Origin of the sequence: Nocardia pneumoniae NBRC 100136 (assembly GCF_000308755.1) — a bacterium.
Lineage (GTDB): Bacteria > Actinomycetota > Actinomycetes > Mycobacteriales > Mycobacteriaceae > Nocardia > Nocardia pneumoniae.
Genome location: NZ_BAGF01000016.1, coordinates 50,145 through 65,346, shown reverse-complemented (window position 1 = coordinate 65,346; position 15,202 = coordinate 50,145). Strand labels below are relative to the sequence as shown.

Sequence of the window (15,202 nt, the reverse complement as noted above, 5' to 3'; positions counted from 1 at the left end):
GCTCAACCCAAGGCGGCCAGCGCCATGCGGCGCAACACGGGCCGGGCCCGGACCGCGGTCGCATTGCTCGCGCTGTGCGGGGTCGAGTTGATCAGGCCGAAGGCGGCGTGGGCCTGCACCCGTGCCGTCTCCTCCGGTAGCTCCGGATGCAGCTCGCGCAGCACCGCCACCCAGATCTCCACGTATCGACGCTGGGTGCGCCGGATCTCCCGGCGGGCCGGGGCGGGGACGTTGTCCAGGTCTCGGTCCTGGATGCGGATCAGCTCCGGCTCGCCAAGCGCGAAGTCCAGGTGGTGGTCGACCAGCCCGGCGAGCGCCTGCTCGGCCGAATTCGCCGCCGCCACCACCGCCTTGCCACCGTCCAGCAGTCGCTGACTCACGCCGACCAGCAACTCGATCAGCAGCGCTTCCTTGTTCGGGAAATGCCGGTAGACCGCCGGACCGCTGATGCCGACGGCGGCGCCGAGGTCGTCCAGGCGCATGCCGAGGAAGCCGCGGTCGGCGATGAGCTTGGCGCCCGCCTCCAGCAGTTGCGCCCTGCGCTGCGCCTTCAGCTGCTCGCGGCGGGTGGGCGCGACGGATTCGGCACTGGTCACACGTGGTCCTTTCCGCCGGTCTGGACATCTCGGTTAACCAAGACTAACCTGAATTCCAGTTATCGGCGACTAACTCAGGCGACAGGATAGCGTGATGACCGTTACCGAAGAGGTCGGCAACCGCGCCGCGCACGCGGCACTGGTCGACGACCTGCGCGCCCGGCTGGCCGCCGCGGCGCTCGGCGGGTCCGAGAAGGCGCGCGAACGCCACGTGGCACGGGGCAAGCTGCTGCCGCGGCAGCGGGTGGACCAGCTGCTCGATCCGGGCAGCCCGTTTCTCGAGCTGTCGCCGCTGGCCGCGACCGGGATGTACGGCGACGAGTCCCCCGGCGCCGGGATAATCACCGGGATCGGCCGGGTGTCCGGACGCGAGTGCGTGATCGTGGCCAACGACGCCACCGTCAAGGGCGGCACCTACTACCCCATGACGGTGAAGAAGCATCTGCGCGCGCAGGAGATCGCGTTGCAGAACCAGCTGCCGTGCCTGTACCTGGTCGACTCCGGCGGCGCGTACCTGCCGCGGCAGGACGAGGTGTTCCCCGACCGGGAGCATTTCGGCCGCATCTTCTACAACCAGGCAACCCTGAGCGCCAAGGGAATTCCGCAGATCGCCGCGGTGCTCGGCTCCTGCACGGCCGGTGGCGCGTACGTGCCCGCGATGAGCGACGAGGCCGTGATCGTGCGCAACCAGGGCACCATCTTCCTCGGCGGGCCGCCGCTGGTGAAGGCGGCGACCGGCGAGGTGGTGACGGCCGAGGAACTCGGCGGCGGCGAACTGCACTCGCGCACGTCCGGCGTCACCGACCACCTGGCCGAGGACGACCAGGACGCGCTGCGCATCGTGCGCCGCATCGTGGGCACATTCGGACCCCGCGCGGCCGGCCCGTGGGACGTGCGTCCTACCATCGCGCCCGCGGCGCCGGAATCGGAACTCTACGACGAGGTACCGGTCGATCTGCGCACACCCTATGACGTACGCGAAGTCATCCACCGTGTGGTCGACGGGGCAGGTGACGGCGAGAGCGGGTTCCACGAGTTCAAGGCCGAATACGGCAAGACCCTGGTCACCGGATTCGCCCGCATCCACGGCCATCCGGTGGGCATCGTCGCCAACAACGGCGTGCTGTTCAGCGAATCCGCCATGAAGGGCGCGCATTTCATCGAGTTGTGCGACAAGCGCAGCATCCCGCTGCTGTTCCTGCAGAACATCACCGGCTTCATGGTCGGCCGCGACTACGAGGCGGGCGGCATCGCCAAGCACGGCGCGAAGATGGTCACCGCGGTGGCGTGCGCGCGGGTGCCGAAGCTCACCGTCGTGATCGGCGGCTCCTACGGCGCGGGCAACTATTCGATGTGCGGGCGCGCGTACTCGCCGCGGTTCCTGTGGATGTGGCCGAACGCGCGGATCTCCGTGATGGGCGGCGAGCAGGCCGCGTCCGTGCTGGCGACCGTGCGCGGCGACCAGCTCGACAGCACCGGGCAGCCGTGGTCGGCCGAGGACGAAGAAGCTTTCAAAGCCCCGATCCGGGATCAATACGAGAGCCAGGGCAATCCCTACTACTCGACCGCACGCCTGTGGGACGACGGCGTCATCGACCCGGCCGACACCAGGACCGTGCTCGGCCTCGCCCTGTCGGTCTGCGCGCAGGCCCCGCTCGAACCCGTCTCCTACGGCGTCTTCCGGATGTGATGGCGATGCTGAACAAATCCGTTCCCGTCGACTTCGACACCGTGCTCGTCGCCAACCGCGGCGAGATCGCCGTGCGGGTGATCCGCACGTTGCGCGCCATGGGAATTCGCTCGGTCGCCGTCTACAGCGACGCCGACGCGGACGCCCGCCACGTCCACGAGGCCGACACGGCGGTACGGCTCGGCCCGGCTCCCGCGCGCGAGAGCTACCTGTCCATCGACGCCGTGGTGGCCGCCGCCGTGCGCACCGGCGCGCAGGCCGTGCATCCCGGCTACGGATTCCTCTCGGAGAACGCCGCTTTCGCCGCCGCGCTGACCGAAGCGGGCATCGTTTTCCTCGGGCCGCCCGCGCGTGCGATCGAGGTGATGGGCGACAAGATCGCCGCGAAGAACACCGTGGCCGCGTTCGGCGTGCCCGTGGTGCCCGGCATCGCCTCGCCCGGCCTCACCGACGAGGAGCTGATCGCCGCGGCCGCCGAGGTCGGGTATCCGGTGCTGGTCAAGCCGTCCGCGGGCGGTGGAGGCAAGGGCATGCGCCGGGTGGACGATCCGGAACGCCTCCCCGAGGCGCTGCGCAGCGCGCGCCGCGAGGCCGCCGCGGCGTTCGGGGACGACACCCTGTTCCTGGAGCGATTCGTCACCCGTCCCCGGCACATCGAGGTGCAGATCCTCGCCGACCAGTTCGGCAACGTGCTGCACCTGGGCGAGCGCGAATGCAGCCTGCAACGCCGCCACCAGAAGGTGATCGAGGAGGCGCCCTCGCCGCTGCTCGACGCGGCGACCAGGGCCAGGATCGGCGCCGCCGCCTGCAACACCGCCCGCAGCGTGGACTACGTTGGCGCGGGCACCGTGGAGTTCATCGTCTCCGCCGACCGGCCCGACGAGTTCTTCTTCATGGAGATGAACACCCGCCTGCAGGTGGAGCATCCGGTGACCGAGCTGGTCACCGACGTCGACCTGGTGGAATGCCAGATCCGGGTCGCGGCCGGGCAGAAGCTCGCGGTGGCGCAGGACGACATCCGCATGGTCGGGCACGCCATCGAGGCCAGGGTGTACGCCGAGGACCCGGGGCGCGGGTTCCTGCCCACCGGCGGAACCGTGCTCGATCTCGACGAGCCGGAAGGCCCCGGTGTGCGGGTGGATTCGGGGCTGCGGATCGGCACGCGCGTCGGCAGCGACTACGACCCGATGCTGTCGAAGGTCATCGCGCACGCCGGTGATCGCACCGCCGCGCTCGCCAAACTCGACCGGGCGCTGGCCGACACCGTGCTACTCGGCGTGACCAGCAATATCGAGTTCTTGCGCTTCCTGCTGGGCGACCCGGATGTCGCCGAGGGACGGCTCGACACCGATCTGCTGGACCGGCGAGTGGCCGACTTCCATCCCGCTCCCGTCGGCGACGACGAGTTCATCGCCGCCGCCGTCTGGCACTGGCTGCGCCGCTGGCCGACGACACCGGGCGATCCGTGGGCGATCCCGTCCGGGTGGCGGATCGGGGCGGACGCGCCGACCCCGATCCGGCTCGCGGGCGGCGACCGGATCGAGCACGTCTACCTCTCCGGCACCCCCGATGACGGCGTAGTCCGCCTCGGCGACGGCGAAACGTCGTCGCTCGCCGCGGCGTTCGCCCGCCGCGGCGACGCCGGTGTGCTCACCCTGACCAGGGACGGCCTGCGGCGCGCCTACCGGGTCGCCGAGCAGGACGGCCTGCTGTGGGTAGCGGGACCGTCCGGCATCGCCGCGCTGCGCGAAGTCGCCGAGGTCGATGTGCGCGGCGACGACGAACACGTCGGCGACGCCGAGATCCGGAGTCCCATGCCGGGGTCGGTGATCGCGGTGCCGGTCGCTTCCGGCGCCGCCGTCGCCGCGGGCGAGCCGGTGGTGATCGTGGAGGCGATGAAGATGGAGCACTCCCTCACCGCTCCGGTCGCCGGGACCGTCGAACTGCTGGTCGAGCCCGGCGCCCAGGTGCGCCTCGATCAGGTGCTCGCGCGCGTCGTCGCGCGGGCCGAACCGGAACACGTTGAACGAGAAGGAATCCCGACATGACCGACTTCCTGTCCACCGGCACGCTGCCGGAGGAGTACCGCGATCTCGCGCTGACCGTGCGTGACTTCGCGCGGTCGGTGGTCGCGCCGGTGGCGGCCGAGCACGACGCGAACCACACCTTCCCGTACGAGGTGGTCGCGGGGATGGCCGAGATGGGTCTGTTCGGCCTGCCGTTCCCCGAGGAATACGGCGGCATGGGCGGCGACTACTTCGCGCTGTGCCTCGCGCTCGAGGAACTGGGCAAGGTCGACCAGAGCGTGGCGATCACGCTGGAGGCGGGCGTCTCGCTCGGCGCGATGCCGATCTACCGGTTCGGCAACGACAAGCAGAAGCAGGAATGGCTGCCCCAGCTGACCAGCGGCCGCCATCTCGCCGCGTTCGGGCTCACCGAACCGGGCGCGGGCAGCGACGCGGGCGGCACCAGGACCACCGCCGTCGCCGACGGCGGCGAGTGGATCATCAACGGCAGCAAGCAATTCATCACCAATTCCGGCACCGACATCACCGTGCTCGTCACGGTGACCGCGGTGACCGGGCAGACCGGCGGCAAGAAGGAGATCTCGACCATCCTGGTGCCGACCGACACCCCCGGTTTCGTCGCCGAGCCCGCGTACAACAAGGTCGGCTGGAACGCCTCCGACACCCATCCGCTCAGCTTCACCGACGTGCGGGTGCCCGAGGAGAACCTGCTCGGCGAGCGCGGTCGCGGCTACGCCAACTTCCTGCGCATCCTGGACGAGGGCCGCATCGCCATCGCGGCGCTGGCCGTCGGAGCCGCGCAGGGTTGTGTGGACGAGAGCGTGCGCTACGCCAAGGAGCGCGAGGCGTTCGGGCAGGCGATCGGCCGCAACCAGGCCATCGCCTTCAAGATCGCCAGGATGGAGGCGCGGGCGCACGCCGCACGCACCGCCTACTACGACGCGGCGGCGCTGATGCTGGCGGGCAAGCCGTTCAAGAAGCAGGCCTCTATCGCGAAACTGGTGGCCAGCGAAGCCGCCATGGACAACGCCCGCGACGCGACACAGATCTTCGGCGGCTACGGCTTCATGAACGAGTACCCGGTCGCCAGGCACTATCGGGACAGCAAGATCCTGGAAATCGGCGAAGGCACGACGGAGGTGCAGTTGATGCTGATCGGTCGGGAGCTGGGGCTGTGACCCGGCGCGCGGTGGTGCAGCGCGGACTCTGGTTCGAGGAGTTCGACACCGAGGTGGTCTACGAGCACCGGCCCGGCCGCACCATCACCGAGGCGGACAACGTGCTGTTCACCACGCTGACCATGAACACCCAGGCGCTGCATCTGGACGCGGCGTTCAGCGAACAGCTGCCCCCGTTCAACCAACGGCTGGTGAACTCGATGTTCACGCTGTCCACCCTGGTCGGGCTGTCGGTGGCGCAGCTGACCCAGGGCACCATCGTGGCCAATCTCGGCTTCTCGGAGATCGCGTTCCCCAAGCCGCTGTTCCACGGCGACACCATGTACGCCGAAACCGTGGTCACCGACAAGCGCGAGTCGAACAGCCGCCCCGGCGAGGGCATCGTCACCTTCGCGCACACGGCGCGCAACCAGCACGGCGACATCGTCGCCACCGCGGTCCGCAAGACGCTGGTCCGCAAGGCTCCGGAGTCGGCGTGAACTGGCGGATGGCGGGTCCGGCCTGGCTGTTCTGCCCGGCCGATCGCCCGGAGCGCTACGCGAAGGCCGCCGCGGCGGCCGACGTGGTGATCCTCGACTTGGAGGACGGCGTCGCCGCAGCCGACAAAGCCGCCGCGCGCACCGCGCTGGCCGAGACTCCGCTGGACCCTGACACCACGGTGGTGCGCGTCAACGCGGCCGGTACCGAGGAACACGCGCTCGATCTCGCGGCGCTGGCCGCCACCGCCTATCGCCGGGTCATGTTGCCGAAATGCGAATCCGCCGAACAGATCACGGCGCTGGCGGACTATGAGGTGATCGCGCTGATCGAGTCGCCGCTCGGCGCGCTCGCGGTCGGTGCGGCTGTGACGGCGCGCAACGCGATCGGCGTCATGTGGGGAGCCGAGGATCTGGTGGCGGCGCTGGGCGGGAACGCGAGCAGGCACGCCGACGGCGGCTATCGCGACGTGGCCAGGCACGTTCGGTCCACCGCGCTGCTGGCGGCCAAAGCACACGGGAAATTCGCGTTGGACTCGGTCTATTTGGATATTCGCGATCTGAACGGTCTGCGCGCGGAAGCCGAGGACGCGGTCGCGGTCGGCTTCGACGCCAAGGTCGCGATCCACCCGAGCCAAGTGCCGGTGCTGCGAGCGGCCTACGCGCCGTCGCAGGACGACACCGCCTGGGCCCGGCGGCTGCTCGCGGAGGCGCCGAAGCACCGCGGTGTGTTCGCTTTCGAGGGCAGGATGGTCGATGCCCCCGTACTCCGGCACGCCGAGCAGATCGTGCGACGCGCCGACCGCGTCTGAGCACCGAGTTTCCACAGCGAGGAGGACCGCCATGCAGCCACAATGGGTGCCGACCGAACAAGACATCGCCGCTGCCAGGATCACCGACTTCGCGCGATTCGTCGCCGAGCGCACGGGGGTGCGGGCGGCGGACTACCACGAACTATGGCAGTGGTCGATCACAGATCTCGCCGGGTTCTGGCACGCGCTGTGGGACTACTTCGAGCTCGGCGATATCGCCGGCGAGGTGCTGGCGAACGCCGAGATGCCGGGCGCGCGGTGGTTCCCCGGCACCCGGCTCAACTACGTGGACCAGGTGATCCGCCAACTGCGCAGCGACCGGCCCGCGATCAAAGCGGTCAGCGAGGACGGCCCGATCCGCGAGGTGTCCTGGGCCGAATTGATCGACCACACCGCCACTTTCGCCCGTACGCTGCGCTCGCTCGGCGTGCGGCCCGGTGACCGGGTCGTGGGTTATCTGCCGAACATCCCGGAAGCGGTGGTCGCGTTCCTGGCCACCGCGAGCATCGGCGCGACCTGGAGCGCCTGCGGTCAGGACTACTCGCCGAAGGCCGCGCTGGACCGGCTCGGTCAATTGGAGCCCACCGTGCTGGTCACCGCCGACGGCTACCGTTTCGGCGGCAAGACGCACGACAAGCGCGCCGACATCGCCGAGCTGCGTGCGGGGCTGAATTCCCTGAAGGGCACGATCGCGATCCCCCGGCTCGGCCTGCGCGTGCCGGACGCGATGCCGTGGAGTGAAGCGATCACCACGACGGCGGCGGCGCCCCCGGTGATCACCACGGAATCGGTGGATTTCGACCATCCGCTGTGGATCGTGTTCTCCTCCGGCACCACCGGACTGCCCAAGGGCATCGTGCACGGTCACGGCGGCGTGCTGCTGGAGCACCTCAAAGCCGTTGCCCTCCAATCTGATATCGGCTCCGAGGACACGTTCTTCTGGTACACCAGCCCCAGCTGGATGATGTGGAACTTCCAGATCGCGGGCTTGCTGGCCGGGGCGACGATCGTCTGCTACGACGGCAGCCCCACCCATCCCGCACCCGACGCGCTGTGGCGCATCGCCGCCGAGGTCCGCGCCACCGTCCTCGGTACCAGCCCGGGATACGTGCTGGCCTGCATCAAAGCGGGCTCCGTGCCGCGCACCGACCACGACCTCTCGGCGCTGCGCACGGTCGGCATCACCGGCTCCGCGCTACCGACCTCCTCGGCGCTGTGGCTGGGCGAGAACGTCGGCGAACACGTGCAGGTGTCCTCGATCAGCGGCGGCACCGACGTGGTGTCGGCGTTCATCGGCGGGGTGCGGACCGTGCCGGTGTGGCCGGGCGAGCTTTCGGCGCCTTATCTGGGCGTCGCGCTGGACGCGTACGACCCGGCGGGGCAGCCGGTGCGCGGCGAGGTCGGCGAGCTCGTCATCACCGAGCCGATGCCGTCGATGCCGGTCCACTTCTGGCGCGACGAAGACGGAAAGCGTTACCACGACGCGTATTTCGACATGTTCCCCGGAGTATGGCGACACGGCGACTGGATCACCATCACCGACCACCACAGCGTGGTCGTGCACGGACGCTCCGACTCCACGCTCAACCGGCACGGCATCCGGATGGGCAGCGCGGACATCTACCAGTCCGTCGAGCGGCTGCCGGAGATCGCCGAAGCCCTGGTGATCGGCGCCGAACAGCCCGACGGTGGGTACTGGATGCCGCTGTTCGTGGTGCTGGCCCCCGGCGCGGAACTCACCGACGAGCTGAAAGCCCGCGTCAACAACACCATCCGCACCGAGGTGTCCCCCCGCCACGTCCCCGACGAGATCATCCCGGCCCCCGGCATCCCGCACACCCGCACCGGCAAGAAGCTGGAGGTCCCGATCAAAAAGCTCTTCCAGGGCGCGGACCCGGCCCACGTGGTCGAGCGCAGCGCGGTCGATCACCCGGATTTGCTCGATTGGTACGCGACCCAGCGGCGACGTACGACGGAGTGAGAAGATTGTGGCTATAATTTCATACTGATATGTGGCCACAAAAGGAGCCTGCTGCCATGGACGTCGGAATCCGAGAGCTGCGAGATAGCCTCAGTCGGCACCTAGCCGAGGTTCGATCAGGACACACGGTGACGGTTACCGATCATGGGCAGCCGATCGCCCGCATCGTTCCGGTGGGCCGCCTGACACGGCTGGAACAGCTCCGCAGCGAAGGACGCGTTCAACCCGCCCGAAAGAGGAAGCAGCCAGCCCCTGAGCCGGTCCACGGGAACGGCATCGTCAGTGATCTGATCGATGAGCAGCGTCGGTGATCGGATATCTCGATACCTCGGCCTTTGTTCCGCTACTGGTCGACGAGCCGAGCAGCCGGAGCTGCCGCCGCTTCTGGGATGATGCCGACGCGGTCGTATCGAACAGGCTCCTTTACGTGGAGACCACAGCGGCGGTCGCGCAAGCTCATCGAATGAGGCGCCTTGATGACGTGGCCTATTCGGCCTGCAGACGCCTTTTGGACCAACTCTGGCCACAGATCGAGGTCATCGAGATCGACGAGGCATTGATGCTGCGGGCGGCCGAGCTGGCTGATCGTTGTGCACTACGGGGATATGACGCCATCCATTGCTCCTCCGCGGAACAACTCGACGACCACGATCTCGTCGCAGCGTCCGGCGACAAGCGCCTGCTGGATGCGTGGCGCACGCTTGGGGTGGCAACGTTCGACGCGAACAATCCGGAGGATGCGGTCCGACCGCGTAGCGGATCGTACGATCTGACAGAAGCACGCGGCTCCAGGCGTATCCCATGACATGGCGAGGGTGCGCATAGCAGCAGGTCGTTACGATGTTCGTCATGAGTGTCGACAATCGCCGTACGGCGCGGAAGGCGAGCAGCGGCGACTCGGCACCTCGGGAGGTCCGGCGCAGGCCGAAGAACCGGCGGGCCCAGATCGCGGCGGCGTCCGCGGCCGCGTTCGGCGCGCTCGGATACCACGGTGTGAGCATGGACGACATCGCCTCCGGGCTCGGCATCAGCTCCGCCGCCCTGTATCGGCACTATCCGAGCAAATACGCGCTGTTCCGGGAGGAACTGCTGCGGGTGGGCCGGGCGATGACCGAATCGGTCGAGCTGCCCGAGGAGGCGGCGGACTGGCCTGCCGAGCGGCGGCTGCGGCACGTCCTCGACGCGCTCATCGCCGTCACGATCGAGAACCGCCCCACCGTCACCCTGGTGCGCTGGGAGGGCCGATACCTCGAGCCCGAAGACCAGACCACGCTCAATGAGCAGCAGGCCACGGTCCTCGGCGCCCTGGGTAGCCAGCTGGCCGCGCTGCGCCCGCAGCGGACCGACGACGACCTGCGCGTGCTGCGCACCGCATTGCTCAGCACGATCACCAGCATCGCCGATCATCACGCCAACCTTCCCGCGAAAGCCCTTGCGCGCTTGCTGAGTTCGGCGTGTTTGTCGATCGCGGACGCGGACCTGCCCGCGGAACGCCCGGTCGAACCGGTGGCCGTGGTGGAGATCCCGGATTCGTTCAAACACGAACTGCTGCTGCGCAAGGCGGTGGAGCTGTTCCACGAGCGCGGGTACCCGAACGTCAGCGTGGAGGACATCGCCACCGCCGCAGGGCTTTCGGCAGCCTCGGCGGTGTACCGGTTCTACCGCGGCAAGAGCGACATCCTGGCCGCCGCGTTCCGCCGCGCCGCCGAACGGGTCTCCGGCGCCATCGGCCCCGCCGTCGCGGCGGCCGGCGATTCCGAGGACGCGCTCACCGCGTTGATCGCGCAGTACGTCACGGGTTCGTTCGCCGAACGCGCGCTCACGTTCGTGTATTACACCGAGTTCCAGCATGTTCCGGCCGAGGAACGCACCGTGCTGCGCAATATCCAGCGACTCAGTGTCGAGGAGTGGGCCAGGCTGCTGCGCGAGGTGCGCACCGAACTCACCCCCGCCGAGGCACGCATCCTCGTCCACGCGGCGTTCGCGCTGGTCGTCGATCTCGGTCGCGCCTTCGGCAATGAGCCACTGGCCGCGCAGGATCGGGTACGTCTACTGATGCAGCTGGTGCTGTTCGGCCGTCCCGCGCGGGAGGGCGTGCAGTAGGCACTGCCCCGCTGGCTTTATGTTACCGACCATTCGCTTCGGGATTGATGTATAACGCATAGTGTTGACCGCTTTCGCCGCTGGTTGTGATCCGACTTTCAGCCATTCCCGAGGCGGGGAAACATCACTGAACCAAGTGACCGGTTGGGCTACCATCGCGGCATGAGTGCCGAGGGACGCCGCGCTGCGGACAAGGCGGCGGGCGAGAAACCGGCACGAGAGATCCGGCGCCGGCCGCGCGATCGCCGCGCCCAGATCGCGGCGGCGTCGGCGGAGGCGTTCGGCGCGCTGGGTTACCACGGCGTCAGCATGGAGGACATCGCCTCCCGGCTCGACATCAGCTCCGCCGCGCTCTATCGCCACTACCCGAGCAAGTACGCGCTGTTCCGCGAGGAAGTGCTGCGGCTGGGCGCGGTCAGCCAGGAGGCGGCCCGGCTGCCGGACACCGCGAACGAGCTACCCGCCGAGCGCAGGCTCGAGCAGGTACTCGACGCCCTGATCGCGGCCGCCATCGCGAATCGGCGCAGCGCGGCGCTGCTGCGCTGGCAGCGCCGCTATCTGGCGGACGCCGACGCGGCCACCCTGTCCGGACAGCTCGCGAGCGTGAACGCGACGCTCATGTCGCTGCTGGCCGAAACCAGGCCCGCGCTGAGCAAGGCCGACCGCGCCGTGCTCGCCGCGGCCTTGCTGAGCGTGCTCAGCAGCATCGGCGATCACCACGTCGCGATTCCGGTCCGCGCCTTGGCCGCGCGGCTGACCGAGGCCTGCCGCACGATCGCCGGTTGCACGCTGCCGCCGCCCGGCGGAGCCGAAACCGAAACCCTGACGGCCACCGAGATTCCGCTGACATTCACCCACGAGCTGCTGCTCGTCCGCGCGGTGGAACTGTTCCATCGGCGCGGCTACCCGAATGTCAGCGTGGAGGACATCGCGACCGCCGCGGGTCTGCCCACCTCCTCCGCGGTGTACCGCTTCTACCGCGGCAAGGGCGATATCCTCGCGGCCGCGTTTCGCCGGGCGGCCGATCGGGTGTCGGCCGCCATCGGACCCGCCGTCGCGGCCGCCGACAGCCCCGGGCAAGCGCTGAGCACGCTGGTCGAACTGTACGTGGCCGGTTCGTTCGCCGAGCGCGAGCTGACCTTCGTCTACTACGCCGAGATCAGCAACGTGCCGCCGGAGGAGCGCACCGTGCTGCGCAATATCCAGCGGCTCAATGTCGAAGAGTGGGCAAAACTGCTCGGCGCCGCGCGTCCGGAGCTCTCCGCCGCCGAGTCGCGCCTGCTGGTGCACGCCGCACTGGCGCTGGTTGTAGACCTGGGCGAGCGCTTCGGCTCGCAGGACCCGGCATGCTCCCGGCTGCGGGTGATGCGCCTCATGCAGGTCATCCTGTTCGGCCGAGCCCTCGCCGGATGACCGAGCCCCGGGACGGGTAAGGCGTCCGGCTGGACGCCAGAGGGACGCATCATCGGTCCAGGTACAGCCTTTCGTTCGGCAAACGGCGCAGGCCGGTGGGCGCCCCGGGAACCACCGTGACGGCGCCGTCGAAGTATTTCTCGCACCATTCCCGAATGAAGGTGGCGGCGGCGCTGGCGCAGGCGATGTAGTCGAACCGTAGGCCGTGGAGGAAGACGCTCAGGTGGACATCTGGTTCGGTAGGGCGAGGACTGGTCATCGTTTGCCGCCTCGGAAGTCGCGGAATCCGTTGCGGGTCATGTTGATTGCGACGAGTAAGTCGGCGCTGGAAATGCGCTCGCAATGGCGGCGCAGAGGCGCGGCGATGGCGGCGCTCGGGCGGCTCGCCACCTCCGTCGGCTCGACACGTCACCGCGATAGTCCTCGTATCTCCACCCCGCGTGGAGATACGAGGACTTCGGCGTGATCGGGATTCCCTCACGATAATCCCGAGCAGTGCGCGGACCACGTCGACGCGAAACATTGTGGGCCACACTAAGTTCGCTACGTCCACGATCAGCGCGAGTACCCGTCGGCCCGGTTGTCGGGCACCACGCGCCCTGAGGCGACCAGGGTGCGGAACGCCGCTTGCTTACGTGGGCAGGCGTCGGCGCGGCAAGGAAGGTGGCACTGCATCACTCGGTGCGCCTGTTCGATGGTGAACGGCTTGTCGGGTGGCCGGTGTGCGTCCGAGGCGCCACTGCGCGGCAAGCAGGAGCCGACGCCGATGATCGCGGCCACCAGCAGCAGGCACGCGCTGAGCATGGCCAGCAGCGGTTCCACGGCCGATCACTGGTCAGCGGCCTGCCGGACACAGAACGCGGAGGCGGCTAGGTACTGGCGGCAGCTCGCGCCGTGCCCACCGTGGACAGCGCGGATGAATAGCGCGCGTTCGTAACTCAGGCCGAGCGGTTCCTGCGCGCAGTCGCGGCTTTGCACCAGCCACAGCTCCCGGACATCCGAGTGCAACACGTCCATCGTTCACCTCCACAAGTGCGTGCACCCGGCACCGAGAAGGCGCCGCCGGAACCGCGCTCGACACGGATGGATCGGGCCGTGTCGGGACCGTGCGCCGGGCTCCGGGCAACGGGCGCCCTCGACAGGGTTTGGGCGTGACCCCCGATGCCGGGTGCAGATTCAACAGTGCGCGTTGCGATTCGGTAGATAACAGTCCCTAATGCGGTAATTGCGAGTACTTTCCGTTTGTATCGTCCTGGAGCAAGGAAGCGAGACCTATCGTGGAGGTCGACTGGACGGGCGAAGCCGTACTTGCGCTTCGCACGGCGATGAAGCGAAGCCGTTACGAATTCGCACGTCTGGTGGGCGTCACCCCGCGCACCGTGGTCCTGTGGGAGAACGGCCGGACAACCCGGATGCACGCTGCTAGCCAGCGTCTTCTCGACAGGGTCGTGTCAGAAGCCGATGCACTCGTCGTCGCGCGATTCGAGCGCGCGATCACGGCACTGCGGGAATCGGCCTCGGACCGCGAAAGCGCCGATCCGGCGCCCGAAAGGCAGAGCAAGCTCGGTAGGGAAATCGGGCTCGACAAGGAAGTCGAGGAAGACGACGTGAGAAGGCGAGAACTGCTGGCCTGCATCGGCGCAGGCCTGGCAGGCCAGGCGGCGGACCTGGTGGCAAGCGAACCGGAGCGGATGCTCGCGACCCTCGACGCCGGGTCGATCAGCGAGCGGCGACTGGTGTTCCTGGAGCAGTCGGCCGAGGTACTCGGCACGCGGGTGGTGCAGGTGCCGCCGCACGAGCTGCTGCATACCAGCCTGGAGCAATTCCGCATGGTCCGCGGCTGTCTCGGCGCACGGCAACCCACGCATCAGCAGGTCCGACTGGTGCGCACCGCGGGCAGGCTGGCGAACGTGGTCGGCGAGATCCTGTTCAACGAAGGGCATTTCGGTCAGGCTCGCATGTGGTACGCCACCGCGATCCACGCCGCACAGGACATCGGCGACCGCTATTCGGAAGACATCGCCCTGGCCGGACTCGCGTATTTGCCGACCTATAGCGATAAACCGAAGGAAGTTTTGCAGTTACTCGACGGCCGTTTGCAAGAAAATCCGTCGTATGGCCCCGCTGCCGCATGGTTGTGGGGAATGGCGGCGCGCGCCCACGCCAGTCTCGGGCATGCCGATGAATTCGCACGCTGTATAACACGTTCCGCGGCGGCATTGGACGACGTCGGCCCGGAAGACCTTTCGGTCGGTATTTTCTCTTTCCGCCCCGAGAAACTCGCCTTTTATCAGGCGATCGGATATTCCCGCCTCGGCAGGGCGGACGAGACCGCCGCCGCGGCGGCCCACGCGATGGCGCTGTACGACCCGTCGGAGACCATGGAACCCGCCCTGGTCCGCTTCGAGCATGCCACGGCGCTGCTGGCCTCCGGAGAGGTCGACGAAGCCTGCGCGGTGGCGACCAGCGCGCTCACCAACGCGCACACCTACGTCGGGCTCACCGTCACCAAGCGCGCCAAACAGTTCGACGCGGCGCTGGGCGGCCTGCGCACGAAGGCCGTCACGGAGTGGCGGCAACAGGCCCACGGGGTGATCGACGCACGCGCCAAGGCGTGAGACGAGGCGGGGCGCGCGGTCGGCAGGGGGAGGTGCGACCAGCGCGCCCCGCGCATTCAGGTGGTCAGTTCGCCTCGTTGGACACCGCGTCGATGAGCGACTTGGGACGCATGTCCAGCCAGTGGTTCTCCACGTACTGCAGACAGGACTTGCGGTTGGCGGCGCCGTAGGCGACGGCCCAACCGCCGGGGACGGCGGCGAAGACCGGCCATAGGGAGTGTTCACCCTCCTCGTTGATCAGGACGTAGAACTTGGCATCGTCGTCGTCGAACGGGTTGTTCATTCGGTTTTCCTTCTTCCTGGTCGGG

16 protein-coding genes are annotated in these 15,202 nt (G+C 68.5%); 11 read left to right on the top strand and 5 right to left on the bottom strand.

Features of this window, described 5'->3' with window-relative positions; all coding sequences use genetic code 11:
• Positions 1-2: 2 nt before the first annotated feature.
• Positions 3-596, bottom strand: coding sequence for an SACE_7040 family transcriptional regulator (locus tag ON34_RS03660; protein WP_040774233.1), 594 nt, complete (start codon positions 594-596; stop codon positions 3-5).
• Between the two features lie 94 nt (positions 597-690).
• On the opposite strand from ON34_RS03660, the gene ON34_RS03655 reads away from it, so the two are divergent.
• The 10 genes from ON34_RS03655 (at position 691) to ON34_RS03615 (ending at position 12,276) form a co-directional block, all read left to right on the top strand.
• Positions 691-2,286 (top strand): carboxyl transferase domain-containing protein, encoded by a 1,596-nt coding sequence (locus ON34_RS03655; RefSeq protein WP_040774231.1) that lies wholly within the window; start codon positions 691-693, stop codon positions 2,284-2,286.
• A gap of 5 nt (positions 2,287-2,291) precedes the next feature.
• Positions 2,292-4,334 carry an ATP-binding protein gene (locus tag ON34_RS03650; protein WP_040774396.1) on the top strand — a complete coding sequence of 681 codons (2,043 nt, stop codon included), beginning with the start codon at positions 2,292-2,294 and terminating at the stop codon, positions 4,332-4,334.
• Entirely contained in the window at positions 4,331-5,491 is a 1,161-nt protein-coding gene (locus tag ON34_RS03645) for an acyl-CoA dehydrogenase family protein (RefSeq protein WP_040774228.1), read from the top strand. The genes ON34_RS03650 and ON34_RS03645 overlap by 4 nt, the downstream gene beginning before the upstream one ends.
• Positions 5,488-5,970 carry a MaoC family dehydratase gene (locus tag ON34_RS03640; RefSeq protein WP_040774225.1) on the top strand — a complete coding sequence of 161 codons (483 nt, stop codon included), beginning with the start codon at positions 5,488-5,490 and terminating at the stop codon, positions 5,968-5,970. Before ON34_RS03645 ends, ON34_RS03640 begins: the two co-directional genes overlap by 4 nt.
• Before the next feature lie 8 nt (positions 5,971-5,978).
• The gene (locus tag ON34_RS03635; RefSeq protein WP_083889129.1) at positions 5,979-6,779 is read left to right on the top strand and encodes an HpcH/HpaI aldolase/citrate lyase family protein; all 801 of its coding nucleotides are present in this window, start codon (positions 5,979-5,981) and stop codon (positions 6,777-6,779) included.
• Positions 6,780-6,810: 31 nt separating this feature from the next.
• On the top strand, positions 6,811-8,760 hold the full coding sequence (locus ON34_RS03630) for an acetoacetate--CoA ligase (protein ID WP_040774218.1): 1,950 nt from the start codon (positions 6,811-6,813) through the stop codon (positions 8,758-8,760).
• A gap of 29 nt (positions 8,761-8,789) precedes the next feature.
• Entirely contained in the window at positions 8,790-9,071 is a 282-nt protein-coding gene (locus tag ON34_RS34345) for a type II toxin-antitoxin system Phd/YefM family antitoxin (protein ID WP_306303635.1), read from the top strand.
• Positions 9,068-9,565, top strand: a complete 498-nt coding sequence (locus ON34_RS03625; protein ID WP_083889118.1) for a type II toxin-antitoxin system VapC family toxin — start codon at positions 9,068-9,070, stop codon at positions 9,563-9,565. The genes ON34_RS34345 and ON34_RS03625 overlap by 4 nt, the downstream gene beginning before the upstream one ends.
• A gap of 44 nt (positions 9,566-9,609) precedes the next feature.
• Positions 9,610-10,863, top strand: coding sequence for a TetR/AcrR family transcriptional regulator (locus ON34_RS03620; RefSeq protein ID WP_040774390.1), 1,254 nt, complete (start codon positions 9,610-9,612; stop codon positions 10,861-10,863).
• A gap of 162 nt (positions 10,864-11,025) precedes the next feature.
• On the top strand, positions 11,026-12,276 hold the full coding sequence (locus ON34_RS03615; RefSeq protein ID WP_040774215.1) for a TetR/AcrR family transcriptional regulator: 1,251 nt from the start codon (positions 11,026-11,028) through the stop codon (positions 12,274-12,276).
• Positions 12,277-12,325: 49 nt separating this feature from the next.
• Here the strand turns inward: ON34_RS03615 and ON34_RS03610 are convergent, their stop codons facing one another.
• The 3 genes from ON34_RS03610 to ON34_RS03600 form a co-directional block, all read right to left on the bottom strand.
• Complete coding sequence (locus ON34_RS03610) at positions 12,326-12,535, bottom strand: hypothetical protein (protein ID WP_040774212.1); 210 nt, start codon at positions 12,533-12,535, stop codon at positions 12,326-12,328.
• A 296-nt stretch (positions 12,536-12,831) separates the two neighbouring features.
• Positions 12,832-13,098 carry a hypothetical protein gene (locus ON34_RS03605; RefSeq protein WP_040774210.1) on the bottom strand — a complete coding sequence of 89 codons (267 nt, stop codon included), beginning with the start codon at positions 13,096-13,098 and terminating at the stop codon, positions 12,832-12,834.
• Positions 13,099-13,104: 6 nt separating this feature from the next.
• Positions 13,105-13,293, bottom strand: coding sequence for a hypothetical protein (locus tag ON34_RS03600; RefSeq protein WP_040774206.1), 189 nt, complete (start codon positions 13,291-13,293; stop codon positions 13,105-13,107).
• A gap of 260 nt (positions 13,294-13,553) precedes the next feature.
• Between ON34_RS03600 and ON34_RS03595 the strand changes: the two genes are divergently transcribed.
• Complete coding sequence (locus ON34_RS03595; protein ID WP_040774203.1) at positions 13,554-14,894, top strand: helix-turn-helix domain-containing protein; 1,341 nt, start codon at positions 13,554-13,556, stop codon at positions 14,892-14,894.
• Between the two features lie 64 nt (positions 14,895-14,958).
• On the opposite strand, the gene ON34_RS03590 is transcribed toward ON34_RS03595, so the two are convergent.
• The gene (locus ON34_RS03590; RefSeq protein WP_040774200.1) at positions 14,959-15,177 is read right to left on the bottom strand and encodes an MbtH family protein; all 219 of its coding nucleotides are present in this window, start codon (positions 15,175-15,177) and stop codon (positions 14,959-14,961) included.
• Positions 15,178-15,202 lie beyond the last annotated feature (25 nt).